This is a genomic window from Streptomyces sp. 4N124 (assembly GCF_052245395.1).
GTDB lineage: Bacteria > Actinomycetota > Actinomycetes > Streptomycetales > Streptomycetaceae > Streptomyces.
The window spans coordinates 42,276-66,448 of the sequence record NZ_JBQQBS010000036.1; the positions used below are offsets into that span (position 1 = coordinate 42,276).

Here is a 24,173-nt window from a genome sequence, read left to right on the forward strand (position 1 = left end):
ACGTCCACTTTGCTGCGGGACGGCCCTAGAGGCGAGCACCCATACCGGTCGAACCGGAATCGACCAGTCAGTACGGGTGGGGATCCACCGGTCGGGACTGTGGTCCTAAGCCTTGAGTCCTGGTCCTTGCCGTCTGAGACCATGGGTGATGTGAAAGAGATTCGGCGCGGCACGCTTCAGGAGCAGACCTTCTACGAGCAGGTCGGCGGGGAGGAGACCTTCCGTCGGCTCGTCCACCGTTTCTACGAGGGAGTCGCCGAGGACCCGATCCTGCGGCCGATGTATCCCGAGGAGGACCTGGGCCCGGCCGAGGAGCGCCTCACCCTCTTCCTGATCCAGTACTGGGGCGGCCCGACGACGTACAGCGAGAACCGCGGCCACCCTCGCCTGCGCATGCGCCACGCCCCCTTCACCGTCGACCGCGCGGCCCACGACGCCTGGCTGAAGCACATGCGCGACGCCGTCGACGACCTCGGCCTCTCCGAGGAACACGAGCGCACGCTGTGGAACTACCTGACCTACGCGGCGGCCTCGATGGTGAACACGCCGGGCTGACCGACCCTCGCCAAGATCCGGCCTCCGGCGTGACCCGGCCTCTAACGGGACACGCTGACGTCCAGCGCCCCAAGTCCCGCCCTGCGTACCGCGATCGACCCGTACGGCGTACGCAGCCTGAGCCAGGCGCCCGACGAGAACAGCACGAGCTGCGCCTCGTCGGGCGCGCGCGTGTCCTGTCGTACGCGGAGAAAGCCCAGTGACTGGGCCGCGTGCACGGCCCGCACCGGCAGATGTGTGTCCCCGACCGACCGGGACCAGATCTCCCGCCCGATCCGGTCGAGTGCGGCCCGCGTACGCTCCTCCGGCGTCAACTCCTGCGTACGGGACCGGAATTCGGCGACCCCCGCCCGGACCATGGCCCGCAGGGCGTCCGGTGCCGGCAGGCCCGGCTCGGGCCGCCACCCGCCGCGCGGCGGCAGCACCCCGGCCCACGGGGGCCCGGTGACCTCGGCCGGGACGGCAGCGGTGGCCGCCGGCTCGTCCAAGGCTTCCAGCAGCTCACCCGCGGAGACGGTCACGTCCAGCGTGACGTCGAGCCCGTTCTCGTACGGCTTGGCGAGCCGTACCGCACGGATCGCCAGCACCTCGAAGGACGGCGGCCGCCCGAAGACGGCGAGCGCGGTCCCGGCCGCCTGCAGGCGCACCGCGGCTCCACGGTCGTAGTGGAGCAGCCGGGAGAGGAAGGCAGCGAAGTCCGCCGCCTCCCCCTCGTCGGCGAGGTGGAGCACCGTCATGCGGCGACGGCCTCCTCCTCGTCGTCATCCCTGTACTCCGCGAGGAACTCCCGTTCCTCCGCCGTGAGCCGGCGCGGACGCTGCGCCTCGAAGTCGAACGGCACTATCACCGTCGAGGCCCGGACATAGACCTGGTCCGGATCCTTGACCTCGTAGGTGATGGTGAAGGAGGCCGCCCTGATCTGGGTGATCCACAGCTCGATGTCCACGGGCGTGTGCCGGTGGACGAGCTGCCGCTTGTAGTCGATCTCATGGCGCGCCACCACCGACCCCTGCTTGAAGTCCTTCTCCGGGCGGAACAGGAAGTCGATGCGCGCCTCCTCCAGGTAGCGAAGGAAGACCACGTTGTTGATGTGGCCGTACGCGTCCATGTCCGCCCAGCGCAGTGGGCAGCGGTAGATGTGCCGCAAGATCAGCCTCGGGTCAGCTTCTTGTAGGTGGCGCGGTGCGGTCGGGCGGCGTCCGGGCCGAGCCGCTCGATCTTGTTCTTCTCGTACGACTCGAAGTTGCCCTCGAACCAGAACCACTTGGAGTCACCCTCGTAGGCGAGGATGTGCGTGGCGACCCGGTCCAGGAACCACCGGTCGTGGGAGACGACCACGGCCGCGCCCGGGAACTCGAGCAGCGCGTTCTCGAGGCTGGACAGGGTCTCGACGTCGAGGTCGTTCGTCGGCTCGTCGAGGAGCAGCAGGTTGCCGCCCTGCTTGAGGGTGAGCGCGAGGTTCAGCCGGTTGCGCTCACCGCCGGAGAGGACGCCGGCCGGCTTCTGCTGGTCGGGGCCCTTGAAGCCGAAGGCGGAGACGTACGCGCGCGAGGGCATCTCGACCTGGCCCACATTGATGTAGTCCAGCTCGTCGCTCACGACGGCCCACAGCGACTTCTTCGGGTCGATGTTCTCGCGGCTCTGGTCGACGTACGAGATCTTGACGGTGTCGCCGACCTTGATCGTGCCGGAGTCGGGATCCTCCAGGCCCTGGATCATCTTGAAGAGCGTGGTCTTGCCGGCGCCGTTCGGGCCGATGATCCCGACGATGCCGTTGCGCGGCAGCGTGAAGCTGAGATCGTCGATGAGGACCTTCTCACCGAACGCCTTGGAGAGGTTGTTGACCTCGACCACGACGTTGCCCAGACGCGGGCCCGGCGGGATCTGGATCTCCTCGAAGTCCAGCTTCCGCATCTTGTCCGCCTCGGCGGCCATCTCCTCGTAACGGGACAGTCGCGCCTTGGACTTGGCCTGCCGGCCCTTGGCGTTGGAGCGCACCCACTCAAGTTCTTCCTTGAGCCGCTTCGCCCGCTTGGCGTCCTTCTGACCCTCGACCTTGAGGCGGGAGGCCTTCTTGTCGAGGTACGTGGAGTAGTTGCCCTCGTACGGGTGGGCGCGGCCGCGGTCCAGCTCGAGAATCCACTCGGCGACGTTGTCGAGGAAGTACCGATCGTGGGTGACGGCGACGACGGTGCCCGCGTACTTCGCGAGGTGCTGCTCCAGCCACTGCACGGACTCGGCGTCCAGGTGGTTGGTGGGCTCGTCGAGGAGCAGCAGGTCGGGGGCTTCGAGGAGCAGCTTGCACAGGGCCACGCGGCGGCGCTCACCACCGGAGAGGTTGGTGACGGGCCAGTCGCCGGGCGGGCAGCCCAGGGCGTCCATGGCCTGCTCCAGCTGAGTGTCCAGGTCCCACGCGTTGGCGTGGTCCAGGTCCTCCTGGAGCTTGCCCATCTCGTCCATGAGCGCGTCCGAGTAGTCGGTCGCCATGAGCTCGGCGACCTCGTTGAACCGCTTGAGCTTGCCCATGATCTCGGCGGCGCCGTCCTGCACGTTCTCCAGGACCGTCTTGTTCTCGTCCAGCGGCGGCTCCTGGAGGAGCATGCCGACGGAGTAGCCGGGCGACAGGAAGGCATCGCCGTTCGACGGCTGCTCAAGACCGGCCATGATCTTGAGAACGGTGGACTTACCGGCCCCGTTCGGACCGACCACACCGATCTTCGCGCCGGGCAGGAAGCTCAGCGTCACGTCGTCAAGGATCACCTTGTCGCCGTGCGCCTTACGCGTCTTGCGCATGGTGTAGATGTACTCAGCCAAGAGAAACCGTCCGGCAGCTTGAATTCTGGCAGTGGGCAGATACACCCCATCTTGCCCGACCGCCACCCCTCGGGGGAAACGGGTATGGTCGGGGGGCTCTGACCTGGGGATTCGCTATTGAGTTGGCAAGGATCCGTACCGCTCAGCCCTTCGTGGGCGTATTCCTGTTCCGTACGAGGACCAGCACGCCGCCGCCGATCACGACGAGGGCGATGGCGGTGCCGCCGATCACGGGGGTCGCGCCGGAGCTGCCGGTTTCGGCGAGGTTGGTGTCGGGGCTGGTGCCGCCCACGGTGGCGGGGCTGGGCTCGGTGAGGAGCTGGGTCGAGTCGCCGGTGTCGCTGCCCTTTGTCCGGCAGTCGAGGACGCCGGTGAACCGCTTCTGGAAGCCGCCCGGCGCCTCGATGGTGAAGTCGTACGCCTGGTCCTCCTGCAGGGGGATCGTCACCGTCCGGGACTCGCCGGCGGCGATGGTGTGCTCGATCCCCATCAGCTTGAAGGTGAAGTCCTCGTCGCCCTTGTTGGCCGCGGTGAGGTCCACGCCGCCCGCGGCGCAGTTCTCCACCGCGGACAGTGCGGGTATCGGGCCCTGCTCTGCCCAGGCCGCGCTCGCCGTCGCCGAGACCGTCGACTCGCTGGAGCCGGCCAGGATCTGCGTCTGGCTGCGGCTCTCGGAGGCGAAGGCGCGGCCCACCGGCACGGTGGTCGAGGCCTGCACGGTCAGCTCGGCCGACCCGGCCGCGGCCTCCTCGGGGACCTCGAAGAACACCTGGCTGCCGTCGGCCGCGGAGGTGACGGCCTTGCCGTCCCCGTCGACGATCGTCACCCCGCTCGTGGCGGAGTCGGCAGGCGGTGTCACCGTCACGGAGTCCGCGTTGGTGTGCACCGTCACCGGGCCGAGCCGCTCGCCGGAGCGGCCGGAGACCGCGGGCGGGTCCAGGGTCAGCGACGCCTTCGGCTCCGCCACGTCACGGGCGTTCTTCTCGAGGTAGTCCGCGAGCTTCTCGGCCTGCGGGTCGACGGCATCGACGTCCACGTCGTCCGAGTAGCGCCAGATGGCCACCTGGGTGCCGGCCGCCGCGTCCTGCTCGGTGAGGCCGCCCTTGACGCCGGCCTTGCCGGCGAGCGCCGCGAGGTCGTTCACCTGAGGGTAGGAGTTCTGCAGGATCCAGCGGATCTTGCCCGCGTCCTTGTTGGCGCCCAGGGAAGTACCGCTCCAGGGCGTCTCGTGGTACTTGGCGTCCTTCTGCGTGGGGTTGCGGATGTCGACGCAGTACGTCTGCAGCATGCCGCCGCCCTCGACGGACATCTCGAACAGGCCGGCCGACAGCTCCTGGTCCCCGGCCGCGTCGTGGATCACGGCCGCGCCGTACGTCTTCAGACCACCTATGGTGGCGGTCGCACCGCCCTGGTTCTGCGCCGTCCCGTCCGCGACGGCCGTGCCGGCGCCGGCCATCACACCGGTGACGGCCACGAGCCCGGACACCAACGTCGCCACGGCGAGGCGAACTGCCCCTCGCCCGCGCGCGGACGGCGCAGAGAACGAAGAAAACACAGAATTCCCCTTCGAGCAGGACCCGTTGATGTGGGGGGTGCGGTCCCACCAGCAGAATCAGAAGCCCCGAGAGCTACGTCCCGCATCCTAAGGACGTGGCGCACCACGCCTCCCGGGGATACCGTCGGACAGCCGATCCGACTCGGAATCGTTATCGCCAAGACCGCTTGCGAGCAGGGCTTATCGACAAATCCACCGCAGTGGTGCGGTGCGCATTCGCCGATAAGCCGCAGTTCAGTCGGCTCCGGGCGAAGGTGACATCACGTCACCGCCACGGGTTCCGGCTCTCGTTGGGCCTCCGCGCCGACCCTGTCCCCGGGCGGCGTCTCCCAGCTGGGCTCCGACTGCGCGGGCGCCGCACCGGCCGCCCCCATGTCCGGCTTGTTCGGGCGCCGGAAGACCGATGTGCCCCGTGAGAGGTCGTGCCCGATCGCCACCGCGTCGATGTCGGCCGACGTCCAGCTCTGCCCCTCACGCACGTCCGAACGCACCTTCAGCCTGCCCTGCACGATGACCGGGTCGCCCACCGACAGCGACGACGCCACATTCGTGGCCAGCTGCCGATTGGCCCACACCGTGAAGAAGTTGGTGTGCCCGTCCGTCCAGGTGTTCTTCTCCCGGTCCAAGTACCGCGCGGTCACCGCAAGCCGGAACCTCGCCGAACCGCCCGACGCCAGCTCCCGGTACACCGGCTGCGTCGCCACGTTTCCCACCGCGCAGACCATCGTCTCGTTCATCACAACCCCTCCCTCGCCCCGAGCGGTTCACCCCGGGCGGATACGCCGACGGGCCCGTCCCGTACGGCTGCGTCTGCCGCGACGACCCGGTACACCAGGTACGCCGCCGTCTCCGCGACCACCGCGTCCGCCGCGATCGCCGCAGAGCCAGACTGCCTCCGCCGAGCCGAGCCCGCTGGGCGCTGTGGACCACCGCCCGCCTGTGGAAAAGTCCGTCACCCGATCGGGCGCCCGCCCCCCGCGCCCCCTCACCTCACCACTGCCTCCGCCCCCAGCACCCTGCCGTACTGCTCCCGCACCTCCCGATATCGCAGCAGCTCAGCCGCCACCGGATCCAGCACGCGCGCCCGCCCGCATCCGGCGGCGGCCTCCCGCAATCGCCGCTCCGCCTCCAGCCCGTACCGCCGTGCCGGTCCACGCGCCGCGAGTTTGCAACTCCACTCGACGAGCGGACCGCCCACGATGCCCGCCACCATCAGCAGCACCGGCACGCCCAGGTTCGGCGCCATGAACTGAAAGATCTGCCCGGTCAGCCAGATTCCGCCGACGACCTGAAGGATCGTCATGGCGGCCTGTGCCAGTACGGCCACCGGCCACCAGCCCGGCCGCGGCGGTCGCCCCGGAGGCAGCCCGGCCCGCGCTGCCAACTCGTCCAGCGCCTCGGGCAGCCCCTGCGCCCCCCGTGCGGCGGCCTCCCGCACCGCCTGCGCCCAGGGGGCGGGCAGCCCCGCCGAGGCGCGCTCGGACACCGCCCGCACGGCCTGCTCGACGCGTTGCCGGGCCGTGGCCTCCTCGTCGTTGTGCGTACGCAACGACAGCCGCCCGGTGGGCGGTTCGCGCCGGTCGTTGTACCACCGCCACAGCCGCAGCCAGGGCGTGCCGCACGCGCGACCCGCGTTGCGCAGCCACGCGCGTTCGGCGGCTTCACCGGCGGCGGTGGCGCCCACCGCGTCCGCGAGCCGCGCGGAGAACTCTTCCCGTGCGTCCTCGCTGAGCCCGCTGCGCCGCCCCGTGGCGTACACGGGCCGCAGCCGCCAGGCCGCGGCGTCCACGTCGGCCGCGATCCGGCGCGCCGCTGCCCCGCGTTCCGCCACGAACTCGCCGAGCGCCTCCCGCAGTTCCCCGACCCCGTCTCCGGTGAGCGCGGACAGCGCGAGCACGGTCGCGCCCGGCTCGCCGTACTCCCCCAGGGCGATGCCGTCCTCGTCGAGCAGCCGCCGCAGGTCGTCGAGGACCTGGTCGGTGGCCTCCCCGGGCAGCCGGTCGATCTGGTTGAGGACCACGAACATGACCTCCGCATGCCCCGCCATCGGCCGCAGATAGCGCTCATGCAGCACGGCGTCGGCGTACTTCTCGGGATCGACCACCCAGATGACCGCGTCGACGAGCGCCAGGACCCGCTCCACCTGCTCGCGGTGCTGTACGGCGGCCGAGTCGTGGTCGGGCAGGTCGACCAGGACGAGCCCGCGCAGTTCGGCCTCCGTGTCCGGATTCTGCACCGGGCGCCGCCGCAGCCGTCCCGGAATGCCGAGCCGGTCGATGAGGGTCGAGGCGCCGTCGCTCCAGCTGCACGCGATGGGGGCGGCGGTGGTGGGCCGACGCACCCCGGTCTCCGAGATGTTCACTCCGGCGAGCACGTTGAACAGCTGCGACTTTCCGCTGCCGGTGGCGCCCGCGATCGCCACGACGGTGTGCTGCCCGGAGAGCCTGCGCCGCGCCGCCGCCTCGTCGAGGACGCGCCCCGCCTCGGCCAGCGTCTTGCTGTCGAGCCGCGTACGGGACAGTCCCACCAGCTCGCGCAGCGCGTCCAGCCGCGACCGCAGCGGCCCGTCGTACGCCAGCGGCGCCACCGTCTGCGGTCCGGAACGCCTGCTCTCCACGACGACGACCGGCTCCGCAGCAGCGGTCTCGTCGACCCGCCGTGCGATCAGCCCGTCGTCCCAGGGGCTGACGGATTCGGTACCGCCGGACTCCTCATGGCCGGATTCGGTACGACTGGACTCCGTACGACTGGACTCCGTACGACCGGACTCCGTACGACCGGACTCACCATGCCCGGAGTCAGCGCGGCCGACGTCAGCACGGCCGGCATCCCGTCGACCGAAGTCTTCTCGGTCGGCCTCCCCGCGCCCGGATTCATCCCGCCCGGCCTCCTCCGTACACCCGAATCCGCCGCCCCCGTCCCCCACGCGCGCGTGCTCGTCGAGGTCGCCTTCTGCATCTGTTTCTGCATCAAAGAACCCGCTGCCCATGGACGCACTCTCCCGGTCAGAAACCTCCCCAAGGTCGCCGGACACGCTCTCCCTGATCGGCCTGTCCCCAGGGATGCCGTTTCTGGAATCGTGCTCTGCAGGGAGCTCGATATCGACGCGGGCGTCCTCGGATGCCACGCCCTCCGGGCGCTCGGCGTGCTCGGTGTGCTCGGTGTGGTCCCGGTCAGTGATGGCGGTCACCGGTCACCTCTCCTTCTGCAGTACGGACAGCGCGGCGATGAGTTCGGCCTGAGGTTCGGGGTGTACGTCGAGTGCGTCGAGCGGGGCGAGACGGCGCTCGCGTTCGGTGTGCATGACCCGGTCCAGGTGGTCGGCGAGCAGTCGTCCGCCCCGGTCGCGCAGCCGCAGCGCCCCATGCGCGCCGATCCGCTCGGCGAGCGCCTCACCACCGGACCGCGCCCGGCGACCGCCGAGCAAGGTGGTGGCGGCGAGGGCGGCGACCACTTCGGCATCGGGCGCGACACTCCGGTCGAGGTCGCGCACCTCTTCCTCGGCGAACTCCTCGAGCTCCCGCCGCCACCGTCGTACGGCCATCCCGATCCGGTGCTCGGCGCTCTCCAGCGACGGATCGCGGTCGGTGAGCCCCGGGGCGCCGGAGGCGGGTTCGCGCCGCCAGGCGTCGTCTACGCGCTCGTCGGCGGCGGTGACGGCGCACAGCAGGAGGGCGGCAAGGCTCTCCACAAGGGCGTCGAGCAGTTCGCCCGCGGAGCAGTCGAGCGGGAAGGCACGCCACCGCTTGAGGGCGTCGCCGGCCAGCACGGCGCCCGCTTGCAAGCGACCCCGCACGCGCGCGTACTCGCTGTCGTAGGCCGAGTCGACGGCGGCGGTGAGCCGCAGGGCGGCGGCGTACTGGGCGGCGGCGGCGCTGGCCAGCTCGGGCATCCGGGACCGTAGCGATTCCAGGAGGCCGTACGCCGTACGGGCCATCGAGTGCTGTCGGGCGGCCGGCTCCTGCGCCTGCTGGACGAGCCAGGTCCGCAGCGGCGCCACAGCGGTGGCCGGCAGCAGCCCGCCGCCCCAGGCCGACTCGGGCAGCTCGGGCACCGTGAACCGGGGTACGTCGCCGAGTCCGGCCTTGGTGAGCAGCGCCGCGTATTGCCGGGACACCTCGGACACGACCTGGTGGGGCACCCGGTCCAGGACGGTGACCAGGGTGACGTCGTACTCCTTGGCGGTGCGCAGCAGGTGCCAGGGCACCGCGTCGGCGTACCGGGCCGCCGTGGTGACCATGAGCCAGATGTCGGCGGCGCAGATCAGCTCCGCGGCGAGGACCCGGTTGTCGGCCACCAGGGAGTCGACGTCGGGCGCGTCGAGGAGGGCGAGCCCGCGCGGCAGGGTGTCGGCGGTCTCGATCCGCAGCACGCGTGCGGGGTTCTCACCCGGCAGCAGTAGCTCGTCGCCGGGGTCCTGATGAGGCCTCCACACGCGCGTGAGGTCGGGCAGCACCCGCATGCCGCTGAACCAATGATGGTCTTCCGGGTTGCACACCAGCACCGGAGTCCGCGTCGTCGGGCGCAGTACCCCCGCCTCGCTGACCCGCCGTCCCACAAGGGAGTTGACCAGCGTCGACTTCCCGGCCCCGGTGGATCCCCCCACCACGGCGAGCAGCGGCGCTTCAGGCTCTCTCAGCCGGGGCACCAAGTAATCGTCGAGCTGAGCGAGAAGTTCGTCGCGGTTGGCACGCGCGCGTGGGGCCCCCGCCAGGGGCAGCGGGAAGCGTGCGGCGGCGACACGGTCGCGCAGGGCAGAGAGTGCATCGAGCAGCTGAGGCCGTACGTCCAAGGTCACCACATGCGAAGAATGCCCAATTTTAGGGGATATCTGAAGCATATGAGCATGTCTGCGCGCCGACAGGACACAAGGGATGGAAGGGACGAGTGGGGCGAGGGCCAAGCCCAGGCATAACGAGTGCACAACACCCGAGGTGTGAGACGCCAAAAGCGATGCACGATTCGTACCTGCCTGCGATTATCAGGACCGCTTCACCGAACCTCCACATCGAGCCACGGAGGCGAAGCAACAGGGACAAGGATCGGGGAGCCCTATCCTTGTCCCCGGCAATGTCACGGATCAGCCCCCGCCCGGGCACCACGACACAAGCCACCACCGGCCCCCGTAGCTCAGTGGATAGAGCAGGCGCCTTCTAAGCGCTTGGCCGCAGGTTCGAGTCCTGCCGGGGGCGCCACAAGCTTTCTGACCTGGGACTACGGGGCAGATGGATCATTGAAGACGGCGTGGCTTACCTACCAGACTCGGTTGGGTAAGGCGCCTAGCAGACAGGCCACGGCCCAGGACTACGCCACGCATCTACGAGCGACCAACAACAAGCGTTGCCGGTCCACTCGGCGACCTGGGCAGGTGCGGGTCCAGGCGTTGCGTACGGCGGTGAAGGCCGATGTCAGGCCGAGGTCGGCCCAGCGGACGGTGATGTGAGAGGGCGATGAGTCCGCCGCGCCGTGCCTCGGGCACAAGGCCGTGCCGGTTCACGGCGTGCCGGGTACCAGTCCGACCCGGTAGGCGAGGACGACGGCCTGGACGCGGTCGCGCAGGGCGAGTTTCGCCAGGATTCGCGAGACGTACGTCTTGACGGTCTCGGGCGTGATGAACATCGCCGCGGCGATCTCCGCGTTCGACAGCCCCTCGGCGATCAGCTGGAGCACTTCCAGCTCACGGGGGGTCAGCGCGCGCACGACGTCCTGCCTGGCCGGCCGGGAGGTGTCGGCCGGTCGCAGGTGTTCGGCGAAGTGGCCGATGAGGTGGCGGGTGACGGTGGGTGCCAGCAGGGCCTCGCCCCGGGCGACGGTCCGGATGCCGTTCACCAGCTCCGCCGGAGGCGCGTCCTTGAGGAGGAAGCCGCTGGCTCCGGCGCGCAACGCGTCGTAGACGTAGGCGTCGACGTTGAACGTGGTGACGACCAGCACCTTCGGCGCGTCCTCGGCCTCGGTGTCCGGGCCGGCCAGTTGCCGGGTCGCCTGGATGCCGTCGAGCAGGGGCATCCGGATGTCCATGACGACCACGTCGGGGCGCAGCCGCCGCGCGGACTGGACCGCCTCGTGGCCGTTCTCGGCCTCCCCGACGACCTCCATGTCGGGCTGCGCGGAGAAGATGGTGACGTATCCGGTCCGTACGAGCGCCTGGTCATCGCAGACGAGTACGCGGATCGGGGGCGGCGCATCGCTCACGGGGTCACTCCTGAGGGGGCTTGGACGGAATCGTGGCACAGACCTCGAAGCCGCCTTCGCGCCGGGGACCGGCCTCCAGTTCGCCATCGAGCATCCGCACCCGTGCACGCAGCCCGGTCAGCCCTCGTCCGCCCGCAGGGTCCGGCTTCGCAGGGTCCGGTTTCCGCGTGGCCGGTGCGGCCACGGGTCCGTCGGTGGTCACCGCGATCTCGATGTGCTCCTCGCCGTGCCGGAGCAGGACCCGCGTCGGCATTCCGGCCGCGTACTTCATCGCGTTGGTGAGCGCCTCCTGCACCACCCGGTACGCCGCCAGCTCCACGTCCACGAGCTGCGGCCGCCGCTCGCCCTGCTCGCTGAACTCGACCGGCTGCCCCGACCTGCGGGCCTGCTCGACCAGGTCCCCCACGCGTCCCAGGGTGGGTGCCCGGCCCGCACGCGCCGGGTCCGCGGACGCCGACTCGCCGGTCGCCTCCAGCACGCCGAGCAGGTACCGCAGCTCCGTCAGCGCCCGACGGCCGGTGTCACTGACGGCCGACAGTCCCTCGCCGGCGCGCTCCGGCGCGGACGTGACCAGGAACTGCGCCGCGTCGGCCTGGACCACCATGGCCGTCACGTGGTGGGTGACCACGTCGTGCAGCTCGCGGGCGATCCGCGCCCGCTCGGCGGCCGTGGCCACCTCGGCGGCCAGCCGCCGCCGCTCCGCCTCTTCTGCCCGCCGTGTGCGCACCGTGCTCCCCACCAGCCAGACCGCGGCCAGAGTCAGGTAGTACGCCAGATAGTCCGGGAATGACTGCGGTGAGCCGAGGCGGTCCAGTACGACGGCCAGCACGGCGTAGCCCGCACTCGCCACGGCGATCAGACCGTGGCGGAACCGGACCTGATGGGCCCCGGCGGAGTACAGGGCCAGATACAGCCCCACACTCGCGAACGTCGTCGCGAAGCCCAGCGCCTGGTGCACGGCGAACGCGCCCGCGACGACGGCCAGACAGGCCGCGGGCCACCGGCGGCGGACCGCCAGCGGCAGGGCCTGGGCCAGGACCAGCCCGACGCTCAGCGCGTTCGCCGGCCGCTCGGTCAGATCGCCGATCTGCGCACCGAGGTTGGACAGGGTCGGCACGAAGGCCAGCGCAGTCAGCACCAGCGCGAGGACGCCGTCCTTGAGGAAGGCATCCCGCTCCTGCCACCAGTCCAGCGGCGCCCGGAGCAGCGAGGGACCCCAGGGCGCCTGACGGGACATCATTTCCGTTTCCTCCAGTCGTCCGGTCTCAGCCCTTGGCGCGCCGGCCGGGCCGCAGAGCGCCGCTCCGGTGGGCGAGAACGAACATGGGGACGGCGAGAGCCACGCCGATGAGGACGGGCACGATCGACGTCTCCAGACCGAAGCTGCCGCCGTTCAGCAGGGCGGAGCCGTGGACGTCGACGGTGAACAGGCCCTCGGGGGTGTGTCCGGAGACCGGGATGCCGAGCAGCTGCTCCGTGGTGTTCCAGGCGAAGTGCAGACCCACGACGAACCAGATGCTACGCCGCCACAGGAACGCGGCACCGAGCAGGACGCCCGCCTCCAGAGCGATCGCCAGTCCGCTCCACGCGCTCGCTCCCGGGGCGCCCAGGTGGGCGACACCGAAGAACAGCGAGGTGATCACGATGGCGGCCCGGCTGCCCCACAGCCGCTCCAGGGCCTGTAGGGCAAGACCGCGGAACAGCAACTCCTCGGTGACCGCGGCGCCGATCTGCACCGCGACCGTGGTCCAGACGACCGACATGAAGCCGTTGCCCGCCCAGGAGAACGAGTAGCCCCCGAACGCCGTGATCAGGAGGGCCGATACGAGGATGAAGCCCAGGCCGATCCCGCCGCCGAGCAGCGCCTCCCGACCGGCCCCGCGCCGGGCGATCTCCGGCGTGGAGCGCCGTGCGACCCGGCGCATGACCCACCAGTACACGGCCACCGCGGCGACCGCGCCCAGCACCGGCACCGGGCCGGGTCCGGTCGCCGTCAGGCCCGACACCAGGCCGACGCCGACCATGCCCGCCAGCATCCAGCCGAGCGGGGAGCGCACGATCCGCCCGAAACGCCCACCGCGGCCGCCTGGGCCGTTGTCCGTGCCTGAGCCTGAGCCTGTGTCGTGCTGTGGTGTGGCGGACGTCGTGCCCATGGTGGCCTCCCCTGTAGTGGCCGCACCTGCGGCGACCTGATGACCACGCTAGGAATCCACCGACGTCAGCGAATCACCCGCACATGGACAACTCCCGTAGCTCTCACGGGGGATGCGCCACCCCCGGCCCGCGTGAGCGGCCCCCATCTGGCATCCCGCAGGCTCAGGCAGCGACGGGCGGGTCACCGGCGGGGACGATCACGTGCAGGGGGAGGTGCTGCTGCCGTCGGAGACCTCGCAGATCAGCATGCCGTTGTGAATCTGCCAAGCGTGATCGGGGCGTGAGCGTGCCGGATGGCGTTGGTGACCAGCTCGCTGACGATCAGCTCAGTGGTGGGCACGGCCTCGGCCAGACCCCACCCCCCCAGCCGCGCGACGGCCCATCGGCGGGCGTCCGCGACCGCCGCCGGGTCGGCGGCAACCCTCCACGTGGCGCGGGACAGGTCAGGGGCAGGCACCCGCGCGATTGTCACCATGACGAGAAGAAGGGTGCCGGATCAGGTACGGGCAGGGGCTGCCGCCACTGCACAAACGACGACTGCTGCACCCTGCGCGTCCTGATCACGGCACAGTGGTCGACCTGGCGACGGATGCCGCCGTCGCCAGGTCGACCACGCGTCCAAGGGCGTTCAGGCGGTGGCGTACACCCGCTCGGCGAACTCGGCAATCTGATGTTCGCTGAGGTGCCGGGCGATGTCCTGCTCGCTGATCATGCCGACCAGCGTCTTGTTCTCGATCACCGGCAGGCGCTTGATCTGGTGCCGCTCCATCGTGGCGAGCACCTCGCTGACGTCGGCGTTGACGTCGATCCACTGCGGGGTGCCCTGGCACAGCTCCGTGCACTTGGTCGCGGCGGGGTCACGCCCCTCGGCGACGCACTTCACCACGATGTCGCGGTCGGTGATGATGCCGCACATCCTGCCGTCGTCCTCACAGACCGGCAGTGCGCCGACCTCCAGTCGTTTCATCAACTCGGCGGCGCGTGTGAGGGTTTCCGTCTTGTTGATGCACTCTGCGCCTCGGTGCATGATCTGCCCGGCAACCGGCATGGAGTCCTCCTGTTTGGGAACCGTCTGACTCCCCCCTCGTCCTGGTACGGCGCTTCCACGCTAGGCGCGGGCACTCCGCGGCCCCTGCCGTAGTACGCCACTTGGGTGACGGGGCGGGCCAGTGCCGCGAGGGAGGCCGCGGCACCCGGCACCACCCCGCAGGTTTCCCAGCGGATCGCGTACCCGTCCGACCCGGTCGCCGAAGAAGAGGTGTGTCACTTCGGTCACCGACGTACCGCCGACCGCGACGGCCCTGCGGTGCGCCGCATCGGCGTCCTCGACGTAGAGGCGCAGGAAGGCGGGGGTCGGCGGCCAGTGTGGCGGCGCGTCGAACGGCATGACGATCGAGTCGCCGATCCGTACCTCCGCGTGCCCGATCCGGCCGTCGTCCCCGACGACCCGGGCAATCTCCTCCGCGTCGAACGCCTCCTTCAGGTAGTCGATGAGCCCAGCCGTGTCGCGCGAGATGATCCACGGCGTGACGGTGTGGTAGCCGTCCGGGATCGGTTTTACGGTCATCCGCTGCCTCCTGAGCTCCGGGACTCGGTACGGTCAGCCGCGGGATCCGGGACCGGTCCTTCCCTTGCGCAGGAAGCGCCGCAGGCGGGTCTCCGGCCAGGTGTTGATCACGTCGTCCTTGGTGAGCCAGCCGCGCTGTGCCGTGCCCACGCCGTAGCGCATGTTGGCCAGGTGGAGGGTGGCGTGGGCGTCGCTGTCGACGGCGAACTTCACGCCGTGCCGCCTGGCTCGCAGGATGTCCTCGTCGCGCAGATCCAACCGGTCGGGGTGCGCGTTGATCTCCAGGGCCGTGCCGGTGCGCGCGCACGCGGCGAAGATCGCGTCGAGGTCGGCGTCGATGCCGGGCCGCTTGCCGATGATCCGGGTGGTGGGATGGCCGATGACGTTGACGTACGGGTTCTCGCAGGCCCGGACCATCCGCCGGGTCAGCGCCTCAGGTGACTGGTTGAAGTGCGAGTGCACGGACGCCACGCACAGGTCGAAGCCGGCCAGGAATTCCTCCGGCCAGTCCACGCCGCCGTCCGGATCGATGTTCAACTCCACGCCGTGCAGCAGCCGCATGCCCTTGCCGCCCTTGCTGCCATGGGCACCGTCGAGCCCTCGTACGCGCTCGCGCTGGGCCAGGATCCGCTCGTCGGTCATGCGCTGCATATACAGGTTCGGGCCGTGGTCGGTGACCGCGTAGTAGGCGTAGCCGCGCTCGGCAGCCGCGGTGACCATCTCCTCCAGCGGGGCGAGACCGTCGGTGAGGTCGGTGTGCGTGTGCAGGTCGCCCCGGATGTCCTTCTCCTGGATCAGGTCGGGCAGTTCGTCGTGCAGCCCGGCCTCGATCTCGCCGCGGTCCTCGCGCAGGGTGGGCGGGATCCAGGGCAGGCCGAGGCGGGCGTACACGTCTTCCTCGGTCTCGGAGACGATCTTCTTGCCGCTCTCGGCATCGAACAGCCCGTACTCGGAGAGCTTGAGCTTCTGGTGGACGGCGATCTCCCGGGTGCGGATGTTGTGCGCCTTGCTCCCCGTGAAGTACTGGAGTGCCGCTCCCCAGGAGTCCGGCGGGACGACACGCAGGTCGACGGAGAGGCCCTTGGTGGTGCGGATGGACGTCTTCTTCTCGCCGTGCGCGATGACCTCCGAGACGTACGGCAGCTCGGTGAACGCCCGCATGAGCGGCTCCGCCTTCTTCGCCGCGACGAGGATGTCGATGTCGCCGATGGTCTCGCGGACGCGGCGCAGTGATCCGGCGTAGGTGCACCGCTTGCAGCCGGTCACCTGCGACAGCTCGGTGACGATGTCGTCGGCGAGGTCCATGGCGACGTCGAGCAGGACCCGCTCTCCGGAGGACTGCAGGAGTTCGATGCCGTGGAGGATGTTCTCCTCCGTCTTCGGCCCGAAGCCCTTCAGGTCGCGCAGCCGTTCCTCGTGGATGGCGTCGGCCAGTTCCTCGACGGAGGCGATGCCCAGCTCCTCGTACAGGACACAGGCCTTCTTCGGGCCGAGCGTGGGAATGGCGGTCAGCCGCCGGACCCCGGCGGGGATTTTCGCCCGCAGCTCTTCGACGGCGGACACGCTGCCGTTGCGGAAGTACTCGAGGATCTTCTCGGCGATGGACTTGCCGACGTTGGGGATCTCCTGGAGGCCCTTGATGCCGAGGGTGGAGACGTCGGCGTGGTAGCCGCCGATCGAGCGCGCGGCCTTCTCGTAGGTGCGCGTCCTGTACGCGTCTCCTCCGGTGATCGAGATCAGGTCCGCGTATTCGTAGAACAGCGCGGCCACCTCGTCGTTGGACCGAGCCATGACTCCCGAGTAGACAGACAACGCCCGTTCATGCGTGCCGGCCATGGCGTTCCCGGCGTGAGGTGACCGTGAACCGGGCGCCGTCGGGGTCACGCAGCACGGCCTCCTGCTCGCCCTCCTCCAGGACGCTGCCACCATGCTTCTCCGCGGCCCGGGCACACGGACCCGCATCGTCCACGGCGAAGTGCACCTGCCAGTGCGACCGGACGGAAGGGTCAGGTGGCGTCTCCACCGAGCCCGACTCGATGCGGGCGACGATCTCGCCCCGGCTGCGCAGCAGTACGCCGCCGTGCGCGTACTCGACCTCGCAGCAACCGGGCAGGCCCGAGGCCCAGTCGAGGATCTCGCCGTAGAAGATGGCCGCGTCGAAGGCGTCCCGGGTGTGCAGGACGATGAACGTGGATGCCGCCTGCCGCCACGCCTCCCACTCGGTGACGAGTTTCCCCTGCCATATCCCGAAGCCGGCCCCGTCACGGTCGGCGACCAGCGCCGCTCGTCCGGGAGGGAAGGAGAGCGGCCCCACGGCCACGGTCCCGCCGCGCTCCCGTACGCGGGCCGTGGTCTCGTTCGCGTCCGCCACGGCGAAGTACGGCGTCCAGGCCGTGGCCATCTGCCACACGCCGGCCACCCCGGCGATCCCCGCGACGGGCACCCCGTCCGCCAGCGCGGTCCGGAAACGGTCGCCCAGCCTCGCGCGGCGCCACTGCCAGCCCAGTACGGCCCCGTAGAAGTCCTGCGTGGCCTTGAGGTCACGGCTGGTCAGGCTCACCCAGCACGGCGCGCCGAACACGGAACGGGTGAGGACGACGTCCGCCGCGTCGTGATTCATGGCCATCGCGCCCTGGTCTCGTATGCCGGCAATCACTGCTCCCAACCTCAGTGTGCGACCATCCCGGCCCAGTCGCCCGGCGCGGCGGGAGCGCGCACCATGGAAGGTGGCTCCTTGGACCCACTCTCGCGGAGGTGAACCGCGATGACGCTGCCTGTACGACACCGGCCCATCGAGATGGGCGAGCGCGAGCTGAACATCACCGGGGAGCCGCGGCACATCGAGATCACCGAGTCCTGACCCCGACCCGGTGCGTGCCGCGACGTCGTCGCACGGCAGGCCCGTTCTGGGCGCGGCTTCGCCGTGCGACGAGCCGTCGGCCGGCACAGGGAGGTGTGGAGACGAAGATGCTGATGCCCCACGTCAGGACCGTCGCCGCGGCACTGCACGCCTACCGGTCCGCATGGACCGGTCTGCTGCGCGATCCGGCGAGTCCACACAGCTACCGCCGGCTCGACGACGCCGCCTACACACTCTGCGTCCTCATGGGACAACGCAACGCAGCCGACGCCGCGGCAAAGGCCGAGCGCTTCCTCGCCCGAGCCGAGCCCGCGGCCGACGGCTCGGTCCGCGAGAAGACAGGCGTCCGACAGGCCGTACACCGAGTGCTGCCTTCCGCGGTGTCAGGGACGCGCAAAGGCCGCGACGCCGTCGCAGACTGAGGTCTTCGCGTACCGCGGTGGCTCTACGGTGGTCATGACTCGGTCAGCCGGCGATGCTCACCCGTCGATCCCGTCGATCCCGTCGAGCCCGCCCCGCTTGACCAGCTGGCTCGCGATGACATTGCGCTGGATCTCGTTCGTGCCCTCGCCGACGATCATCAGTGGGGCGTCGCGGAAGTAGCGCTCCACGTCGAACTCGGTCGAGTAGCCGTAACCGCCGTGGATACGGACGGCGTTGAGGGCGATCTGCATGGCGGTCTCGGAGGCGAACAGCTTCGCCATGCCCGCTTCCATGTCCACCCGGCGCCCGGCCTCCGCCTCCCGGGCCGCATACAGGGTCAGTTGCCGCGCGGCCGTCAGCGAAGTCGCCATGTCCGCCAGATAGTTGCCGATCGACTGGTGCCGCCAGATCGGCTTGCCGAACGACTCCCGCTGCTGTGCGTAGGCGAGCGCGTCCTCGAATGCCGCCCGGCCGACGCCGAGGGCGCGGGCGGCGACCTGCAGCCGCCCGGTCTCCAGGCCCTTCATCATCTGCGCGAAACCCCGGCCCGCCACGCCGCCCAGCACGGCGTCGGCCGGAGCCCGGTAGTCCTCGAAGGACAGCTCGCAGCTCTCCACACCCTTGTAGCCGAGCTTGGGCAGGTCGCGGGAGACGGTCAGACCAGGGCCGTGCTCGACGAGCAGGATCGAGATGCCCTGGTGCGCGGGGCTCGCCTCCGGGTCGGTCTTGCACAGCAGGGCGATCAGCTGCGAGCGGCGGGAGTTGGTGATCCAGGTCTTGGCCCCGTTGATCACATAGCCGCCGGCGGCCTCGCGGGCGACCGTCCGCATCGCCTGCAGATCCGAGCCGCCGCCCGGCTCGGTCAGCGCCATGGTCGCGCGGATCTCGCCGCCGGCCATCCCCGGCAGGTACCGCCGCTTCTGCTCGTCGGTCCCGAAGCGCAGCAGCAGCTTCGCGACCACGGTGTGCCCGCCCATCGCTCCGGCCAGGCTCATCCAGCCGCGGGCCAGCTCCTCGGTGATCAGCACATAGCAAGGGATGGAGACCGGTGTGCCGCCGTACTCCTCCGGAACGGCCAGGCCGAAGATGCCGAGCCGCTTCATCTGCTCGATGAGAGCTTCGGGGTAGGTGTTGGCGTGCTCCAGCTCCCGGACGACCGGCCTGACCTCCTTGTCGACGAAGTCGCGCACGGTGCGGACGATGAACTGCTCGTCCTCGGACAGGATGTCGAGAGTGCTCATGCTGCGTTGCTCCCAGAAGTGAGACCGGCGTCAGAGGACCCGGTCAGCTCGTAGGCCAGGTCACGTAGGGTGCATCAGACGCTGGGCCCCGGCCACGGAAGGGAGCCGCCGTGCGGCTGCGCTGTGCTGTACTCGACGACTTTCAGCGGGTGGCGACGGAGGTCGCCGACTGGTCGCCGCTGGCGGACGATGTAGAGGTCGTCCCCTTCTCCACCCACTTCCCCGACGAGGACGCCCTCGCCGAGGCTCTCGCCGGGTTCGACATCGTGGTCACCCTCCGGGAACGCGTCCCCTTCCCCGCCTCGCTGTTCGCCCGGCTCCCCCGGCTGAGGCTGCTGATCGCCTCCGGCATGCGCAACACGGTCATCGACTACGCCGCCGCCGAGGCGCACGGCGTCACCGTGTGCGGCACCGGCAGCTCCTCCACCCCGCCCGTCGAACTGACCTGGGCGCTGCTGCTGGGCCTCGCCCGCGGCATCGTGGAGGAGGCCAACTCCCTGCGCTCGGGCGGCCCGTGGCAGTCCACCGTCGGTGCCGATCTGCACGGCCGCCGCCTCGGGCTGCTCGGCCTCGGGAAGATCGGCAGCCGCGTGGCGCAGGTCGCTCTCGCCTTCGGCATGCAGGTCGGTGCCTGGAGCCAGAACCTCACCAAGGAACGCGCGGACGAGTGCGGCGTACAACTGGCCGCCTCCAAGGAGGAGTTGCTCGCCGAGAGCGACTTCGTCTCGATCCACCTCGCCCTGAGCGACCGCACCCGCGGCCTCCTCGGCCCCACCGAACTCGCCCTGCTCAAGCCGACGGCGTACCTGATCAACACCTCACGCGCGGCGATCGTCGACCAGGACGCCCTGCTCACCGCCCTGCACGAAGGACGGATCGCCGGCGCCGGCATCGACGTCTTCGACATCGAGCCCCTCCCCGCCGACCACCCGATGCGCACCGCCCCGCGCCTCCTCGCCACACCGCACCTGGGCTATGTCTCGCAGGCGAACTACGCGACGTACTACGGCCATGCGGTGGAGGACATCCAGGCCTTCCTGGCGGGTTCTCCGGTACGACAACTGCCCTGAAGTCGGCAGTCGAGCGATGCCGGCGTGTCAGGCGATGTCGGCGGCCTCGTCCTGCGCGGTGTCGACCGGCCGCCGGTAGATGCCCTCGCTCCGGTGCAGATGGTGCAGGTCCACCAGATGGCGCCGGAGCGTCACATGGTCGATGTCGTCGCTGTCCTGGCACCAGGCGCGCAGCTTGTCGTTGACGGCCCGCTCCGGGTACTCGACGCCCGGCTCGAAGGTCTGCTCGGCGATGTGCCGCAGCACCAGCTTCTTACGGGTCCACTGCGCGGGAAGCCGGACCAGCCGCCCGTCCCGGACGAAGGTCCGCAGGACGATGTCGGCCCGATCGCTGCCGGAGGCGGGGCGCTCAGCGGCCCCGGAGTCGTTCACCCGCTGCGCCGCCGCTCGCGCGTACCCCTTGAACAGGTCGTAGGCAACGCCCAGTTCACCGTCGTCCCCCGCCGTCACGACGCCCTGCTCCCGCAGCCGCCGCAGCGCCACGGCCGTCTCCTTCGGGGACAGACCCGCCGCCCGGGCGACCTGCTCGGCGCTCCCGGCGCCCAGCGCCACGGCGGCGAAGGCGCGCACCCGGCTCTCCTCGGCGAACAGTCGGACCAGTTGCTCCGTCGCATCGGTTGCCATGCCCGGAGGCTAGTGGACGTCGGCTGCGGGGCCGAGCGATTTTCCTCATGCGTACCGGTAGATGTGGGACAGATCCTCAAGCTCATCCGGAGTGACATCCCACGGCGGCAGCCGCTGGTGCCGGGCGACGATACGGCCGTACTGGGAACTGCCCGGACCGGGCGGCCGGTCCGGCAGATAGCGGTGGTTGCGGTGGCGTTGCTGCCAGCGCTGCCACTGCAGGTCCACGAAGGCATGGACCAGCCAGAACACGGGGTCGTTGACGGACGCGCCGCCGAGCATGGCGCCCCCGACCCAGCGGTGCACCCGGTTGTGGTTGCGCCATGGGTTGCTGCCGCTCCCCCATCCCTCCAGCTGATTGCGGAAGCCCCTGGTCACCGTCGAGTCCCACGGGGAGACGTCGTAGACGGGGTCGTCCAGCGCCCGGTTCAGATCGTCCTTGGTGGGCAGGGTGATCGGCCTTCGGGGGCGGCCCAGGTCCCGGGTGAGGAACTCGTCGTCGGTGATACCCACCCGGATGGTCCAGTGGCCCGCCGCATAGGCGAACGGCCCGGTCATCACCTGCCGGTCGAAGCGCCGCCCGTTGCCGCCGAGCAGATCGTCCGTCCAAGGCACCGAGGCGGTCGTACGGTCCCGGGTCCAGTCCCAGTACGGCACCGTCACCGAGGAGTCGACTCGGCGCAGGGCGCTCTCCAGGTCCAGCAGGAACCGGCGGTGCCAGGGCAGGAAGGAGGGCGTCATATGGGCGGCGCGCAGACCGCGGTGGCCGTCCCCGACGAAGTGCGCGACATGGAGCCGTACGAACTCGTCGTACTCGCCACTCCGTTTGAGCTCCAGCAACGCCTCGACGAACCGCCGCCGCTCGGTCCGCGTCAACTGGCTGACGTTCTTACGCACGTACGTCATGCCCTGCCCCCCGCAGCCGCCGTAGGGGCCCGAGTTCGTCGACGGCCGCGCGGGTCGCCTCCAGCGGGGTCCGGAACCAGCTGTAGTGGTCGAGCATGCTCAGCCAGCTGCCGTCGGCCCGCCGCATGAGGTGCAGCGGATGGCCGTCCACGGTGACGTGCCATGCGACATCGAGAGCGCCGAGGGTCACCGGGACACCCTGGATACGGCGGCCCTGGTAGACCTCGTCGAAGGCGGTACCGGCCCCCTCCGGCCCGTCCGCGGACCGCGGGCGCCGGGAGGCGGTGACGAACGGGGCGACGGCGGAGACGAGCAGCCCCCGCGCCACCTCCCGCCGCGGCGTGCCCATCGTCATCGCTCACTCCCCATACGGTTCGGCAGTCCGTACGAACAACCGCCCAGCCCTCCCCACGGTCACCGAATTCCTCATTCCTTTCAGTAATTCAGCCGGACCGCACCGGACGAACCATACGATCAATTGATTCGCCGATCACATTCCAATCCCTCTGCGGCGCCTTGCGCATTGCATTCTTCACTCCCTCGACTTTCATACGTATGGAGCAACGTCTCGCTTTTACAGAGCCCATGGACTGCTATGTTCTCCAACCGTCGGATCAGAGGTAACTTTCAAGCGAGGTGAATCATGAAGAAGGCAGTTTTCACCACTGCGGCGTTGGCCATCGGTGCGGGTCTTGTGGGCGGCTCCGCCGCCGCGGCATCGGCCGCCGGAGGTTCGGGTACCGCCCCGGCTCCGCTCGGTCTCATGTCCCCGACCAAGGTGTCTCCGGCTGTCGTGCCGGCGGCCGACACCGTGACGCAGTTGGTCCGTGAAGGCGGGATCGGAAAGGGCAGCGCGTTCGACAAGAACAACTCGGGCGGAATGTCCGGCATTTATCTGGACGGAATGGACCCGGACGCCGCCAAGAAGCCCACGATTCCGGTGAAGAACCCGGCCGGAAAGGGTTCCGTGCAGGTCCACCCGCTGCAGGCGCCGACCGCCGCGGGGCTCGGCACCATGCTGAGCAAGTGAAAGCGTGCGAGTCGGCCGCACCCGCGAAATCCCGCAGGCTGGGCCTGGAATTCTGAGACTCTGATCCGGTTCTCGGCAGCCGGAGACCGACAGCAGGCCCAGACACTGGATCCGGACCCGCAGCTCCACCTCCGCATACGGCGGGCCCAAAGCCCACTGGCACCCGCGAACCAACTGTCCGGCCCACCGGCCCTCACCCTGCCGGTGGGCCGGACGCACGTCGGCATCCATACCGGTCGGCCCATACGGCCGACGAGCGCCGCATTTCCTGGAACACCGCGCGGATTCCACGCTGCCCGCGTTGCGCCATCCGATGGAATCTGCCCGCGTTTGAATGTTCCCACCGTGACTTATGCACAGTTATATGGGTTTCCTGGTACGTAAGCGTGCGCAACCGTGAATTCAGGAAGGAATCGAGTTGTCCAAGAAGTTCGCGGTCATCACGGCCCTCGCCCTCAGCACCGTTGTCGGCAGCGCCGGCATTGCCGCCGCTGACGGTGGCGGCAATAACACCACCGTCAAGGGCGGTGGCGGCTTTTCGACGTCCCCGGTCGTCGTGAACGCGCCTCAGCAAGGCGTTCTCGTCGTCAACGGCACGGTCGTCGACGGTCGCTGCATTGCCCCGTGGTCGAACGGAGCCGTCCTCGGCGGCGTCGTCCCACCGAACTCGCACTACGCCGCCTGCAACACGGCCCCGGTCGACCAGTCGCAGAACGCCCCCTACGCGGGCGGCCTGCTGTTCTGACCCCTGCTCCCCCCTGCTCCGAGCAATTCAGAGCAGGTAAACCCACGCAGCCCGGAAAGGCGCAACTCATGCGTAACAAGGTTACGGCCATTTCCGCCCTCGCGGCAGGCATCGTCCTCGCGGCCGGCGGCACCGCCGCGGCCTGCAACTGCACGGAGGTCAAAGGTGGTGACGGCTTCTCGACGTCCCCGGTCGTCGTGAACGCCCCTCAGCAAGGCATCGCCGTCGTCAACGGCACCGCCGTCGACCTCCGCTGCGTCGCCCCCTGGTCCAACGGAGCCGTCCTCGGCGGCGTTGTCGCACCGAACTCGCACTACGCCGCCTGCAACACGGCCCCGATCGACCAGTCGCAGAACGCCCCGCACAAGGGCGGCCTGCTGTTCTGACCCCTGCTCCGAGCCATTCGGAGCAGGTAAACCCACGCAGCCCGGAAAGGC

The 24,173-nt window shown here is 69.9% G+C and carries 25 protein-coding genes and 1 tRNA gene; 7 read left to right on the forward strand and 19 right to left on the reverse strand.

Annotated elements, in window-relative coordinates; genetic code table 11:
• Nucleotides 1-141 precede the first annotated feature (141 nt).
• Entirely contained in the window at nucleotides 142-555 is a 414-nt protein-coding gene (locus ACTWQO_RS30580; RefSeq protein WP_362937883.1) for a globin, read from the forward strand.
• A gap of 41 nt (nucleotides 556-596) precedes the next feature.
• On the opposite strand, the gene ACTWQO_RS30585 is transcribed toward ACTWQO_RS30580, so the two are convergent.
• From ACTWQO_RS30585 to ACTWQO_RS30615, 7 genes are all read right to left on the reverse strand, one after another.
• The gene (locus tag ACTWQO_RS30585) at nucleotides 597-1,292 is read right to left on the reverse strand and encodes a hypothetical protein (RefSeq protein WP_443240604.1); all 696 of its coding nucleotides are present in this window, start codon (nucleotides 1,290-1,292) and stop codon (nucleotides 597-599) included.
• On the reverse strand, nucleotides 1,289-1,702 hold the full coding sequence (locus ACTWQO_RS30590; RefSeq protein WP_210576617.1) for an acyl-CoA thioesterase: 414 nt from the start codon (nucleotides 1,700-1,702) through the stop codon (nucleotides 1,289-1,291). The genes ACTWQO_RS30585 and ACTWQO_RS30590 overlap by 4 nt, the downstream gene beginning before the upstream one ends.
• A gap of 2 nt (nucleotides 1,703-1,704) precedes the next feature.
• Nucleotides 1,705-3,369 (reverse strand): energy-dependent translational throttle protein EttA, encoded by a 1,665-nt coding sequence (ettA, locus tag ACTWQO_RS30595; protein WP_443240605.1) that lies wholly within the window; start codon nucleotides 3,367-3,369, stop codon nucleotides 1,705-1,707.
• Nucleotides 3,370-3,511: 142 nt separating this feature from the next.
• The gene (locus ACTWQO_RS30600; protein WP_443240606.1) at nucleotides 3,512-4,924 is read right to left on the reverse strand and encodes a Cys-Gln thioester bond-forming surface protein; all 1,413 of its coding nucleotides are present in this window, start codon (nucleotides 4,922-4,924) and stop codon (nucleotides 3,512-3,514) included.
• 260 nt (nucleotides 4,925-5,184) lie between these two features.
• Nucleotides 5,185-5,661 carry a single-stranded DNA-binding protein gene (locus tag ACTWQO_RS30605; RefSeq protein WP_443240607.1) on the reverse strand — a complete coding sequence of 159 codons (477 nt, stop codon included), beginning with the start codon at nucleotides 5,659-5,661 and terminating at the stop codon, nucleotides 5,185-5,187.
• A gap of 248 nt (nucleotides 5,662-5,909) precedes the next feature.
• Nucleotides 5,910-8,114, reverse strand: a complete 2,205-nt coding sequence (locus tag ACTWQO_RS30610; protein ID WP_443240608.1) for a GTP-binding protein — start codon at nucleotides 8,112-8,114, stop codon at nucleotides 5,910-5,912.
• Between the two features lie 3 nt (nucleotides 8,115-8,117).
• On the reverse strand, nucleotides 8,118-9,725 hold the full coding sequence (locus ACTWQO_RS30615) for a dynamin family protein (RefSeq protein WP_443240609.1): 1,608 nt from the start codon (nucleotides 9,723-9,725) through the stop codon (nucleotides 8,118-8,120).
• Nucleotides 9,726-10,043: 318 nt separating this feature from the next.
• Between ACTWQO_RS30615 and ACTWQO_RS30620 the strand changes: the two genes are divergently transcribed.
• Nucleotides 10,044-10,119 (forward strand) — tRNA-Arg (locus ACTWQO_RS30620).
• Nucleotides 10,120-10,417: 298 nt separating this feature from the next.
• Here ACTWQO_RS30620 and ACTWQO_RS30625 read toward each other — a convergent pair.
• From ACTWQO_RS30625 to ACTWQO_RS30660, 8 genes are all read right to left on the reverse strand, one after another.
• Complete coding sequence (locus ACTWQO_RS30625) at nucleotides 10,418-11,116, reverse strand: response regulator (protein ID WP_443240610.1); 699 nt, start codon at nucleotides 11,114-11,116, stop codon at nucleotides 10,418-10,420.
• A gap of 4 nt (nucleotides 11,117-11,120) precedes the next feature.
• Entirely contained in the window at nucleotides 11,121-12,356 is a 1,236-nt protein-coding gene (locus ACTWQO_RS30630) for a sensor histidine kinase (RefSeq protein ID WP_443240611.1), read from the reverse strand.
• A 25-nt stretch (nucleotides 12,357-12,381) separates the two neighbouring features.
• Complete coding sequence (locus ACTWQO_RS30635; protein ID WP_443240612.1) at nucleotides 12,382-13,269, reverse strand: lysostaphin resistance A-like protein; 888 nt, start codon at nucleotides 13,267-13,269, stop codon at nucleotides 12,382-12,384.
• A gap of 242 nt (nucleotides 13,270-13,511) precedes the next feature.
• Nucleotides 13,512-13,727: an ATP-binding protein gene (locus ACTWQO_RS30640; protein WP_443240613.1), complete on the reverse strand. Its 216-nt coding sequence runs from the start codon at nucleotides 13,725-13,727 to the stop codon at nucleotides 13,512-13,514.
• Nucleotides 13,728-13,898: 171 nt separating this feature from the next.
• Nucleotides 13,899-14,318 carry a CBS domain-containing protein gene (locus ACTWQO_RS30645; protein ID WP_443240614.1) on the reverse strand — a complete coding sequence of 140 codons (420 nt, stop codon included), beginning with the start codon at nucleotides 14,316-14,318 and terminating at the stop codon, nucleotides 13,899-13,901.
• A 60-nt stretch (nucleotides 14,319-14,378) separates the two neighbouring features.
• The gene (locus ACTWQO_RS30650; protein ID WP_443240615.1) at nucleotides 14,379-14,837 is read right to left on the reverse strand and encodes a VOC family protein; all 459 of its coding nucleotides are present in this window, start codon (nucleotides 14,835-14,837) and stop codon (nucleotides 14,379-14,381) included.
• A gap of 33 nt (nucleotides 14,838-14,870) precedes the next feature.
• Nucleotides 14,871-16,628, reverse strand: coding sequence for a DNA polymerase/3'-5' exonuclease PolX (polX, locus tag ACTWQO_RS30655; RefSeq protein ID WP_443240616.1), 1,758 nt, complete (start codon nucleotides 16,626-16,628; stop codon nucleotides 14,871-14,873).
• Between the two features lie 28 nt (nucleotides 16,629-16,656).
• Nucleotides 16,657-17,457: a VOC family protein gene (locus ACTWQO_RS30660; RefSeq protein WP_443240657.1), complete on the reverse strand. Its 801-nt coding sequence runs from the start codon at nucleotides 17,455-17,457 to the stop codon at nucleotides 16,657-16,659.
• Between the two features lie 347 nt (nucleotides 17,458-17,804).
• Here ACTWQO_RS30660 and ACTWQO_RS30665 point away from each other — a divergent pair, with 347 nt between their 5' ends.
• Nucleotides 17,805-18,119, forward strand: a complete 315-nt coding sequence (locus ACTWQO_RS30665; RefSeq protein ID WP_443240617.1) for a DUF5133 domain-containing protein — start codon at nucleotides 17,805-17,807, stop codon at nucleotides 18,117-18,119.
• A gap of 57 nt (nucleotides 18,120-18,176) precedes the next feature.
• Here ACTWQO_RS30665 and ACTWQO_RS30670 read toward each other — a convergent pair whose 3' ends face one another.
• Nucleotides 18,177-19,361: an acyl-CoA dehydrogenase family protein gene (locus ACTWQO_RS30670; RefSeq protein WP_443240618.1), complete on the reverse strand. Its 1,185-nt coding sequence runs from the start codon at nucleotides 19,359-19,361 to the stop codon at nucleotides 18,177-18,179.
• Nucleotides 19,362-19,471: 110 nt separating this feature from the next.
• On the opposite strand from ACTWQO_RS30670, the gene ACTWQO_RS30675 reads away from it, so the two are divergent.
• Nucleotides 19,472-20,431 (forward strand): D-2-hydroxyacid dehydrogenase family protein, encoded by a 960-nt coding sequence (locus tag ACTWQO_RS30675; RefSeq protein ID WP_443240619.1) that lies wholly within the window; start codon nucleotides 19,472-19,474, stop codon nucleotides 20,429-20,431.
• Nucleotides 20,432-20,458: 27 nt separating this feature from the next.
• On the opposite strand, the gene ACTWQO_RS30680 is transcribed toward ACTWQO_RS30675, so the two are convergent.
• The 3 genes from ACTWQO_RS30680 to ACTWQO_RS30690 are packed head-to-tail and all read right to left on the reverse strand — an operon-like array spanning nucleotide 20,459 to nucleotide 22,316.
• Nucleotides 20,459-21,055: a DUF2087 domain-containing protein gene (locus ACTWQO_RS30680; RefSeq protein ID WP_443240620.1), complete on the reverse strand. Its 597-nt coding sequence runs from the start codon at nucleotides 21,053-21,055 to the stop codon at nucleotides 20,459-20,461.
• 45 nt (nucleotides 21,056-21,100) lie between these two features.
• The gene (locus ACTWQO_RS30685; RefSeq protein WP_443240621.1) at nucleotides 21,101-21,961 is read right to left on the reverse strand and encodes a tyrosinase family protein; all 861 of its coding nucleotides are present in this window, start codon (nucleotides 21,959-21,961) and stop codon (nucleotides 21,101-21,103) included.
• The gene (locus ACTWQO_RS30690; protein ID WP_443240622.1) at nucleotides 21,945-22,316 is read right to left on the reverse strand and encodes a tyrosinase family oxidase copper chaperone; all 372 of its coding nucleotides are present in this window, start codon (nucleotides 22,314-22,316) and stop codon (nucleotides 21,945-21,947) included. Before ACTWQO_RS30690 ends, ACTWQO_RS30685 begins: the two co-directional genes overlap by 17 nt.
• A gap of 288 nt (nucleotides 22,317-22,604) precedes the next feature.
• On the opposite strand from ACTWQO_RS30690, the gene ACTWQO_RS30695 reads away from it, so the two are divergent.
• From ACTWQO_RS30695 to ACTWQO_RS30705, 3 genes are all read left to right on the forward strand, one after another.
• Nucleotides 22,605-22,991 carry a hypothetical protein gene (locus ACTWQO_RS30695; RefSeq protein ID WP_443240623.1) on the forward strand — a complete coding sequence of 129 codons (387 nt, stop codon included), beginning with the start codon at nucleotides 22,605-22,607 and terminating at the stop codon, nucleotides 22,989-22,991.
• A gap of 418 nt (nucleotides 22,992-23,409) precedes the next feature.
• On the forward strand, nucleotides 23,410-23,736 hold the full coding sequence (locus ACTWQO_RS30700; RefSeq protein WP_443240624.1) for a hypothetical protein: 327 nt from the start codon (nucleotides 23,410-23,412) through the stop codon (nucleotides 23,734-23,736).
• Between the two features lie 68 nt (nucleotides 23,737-23,804).
• Entirely contained in the window at nucleotides 23,805-24,122 is a 318-nt protein-coding gene (locus ACTWQO_RS30705) for a hypothetical protein (RefSeq protein WP_443240625.1), read from the forward strand.
• Nucleotides 24,123-24,173: the final 51 nt, after the last annotated feature.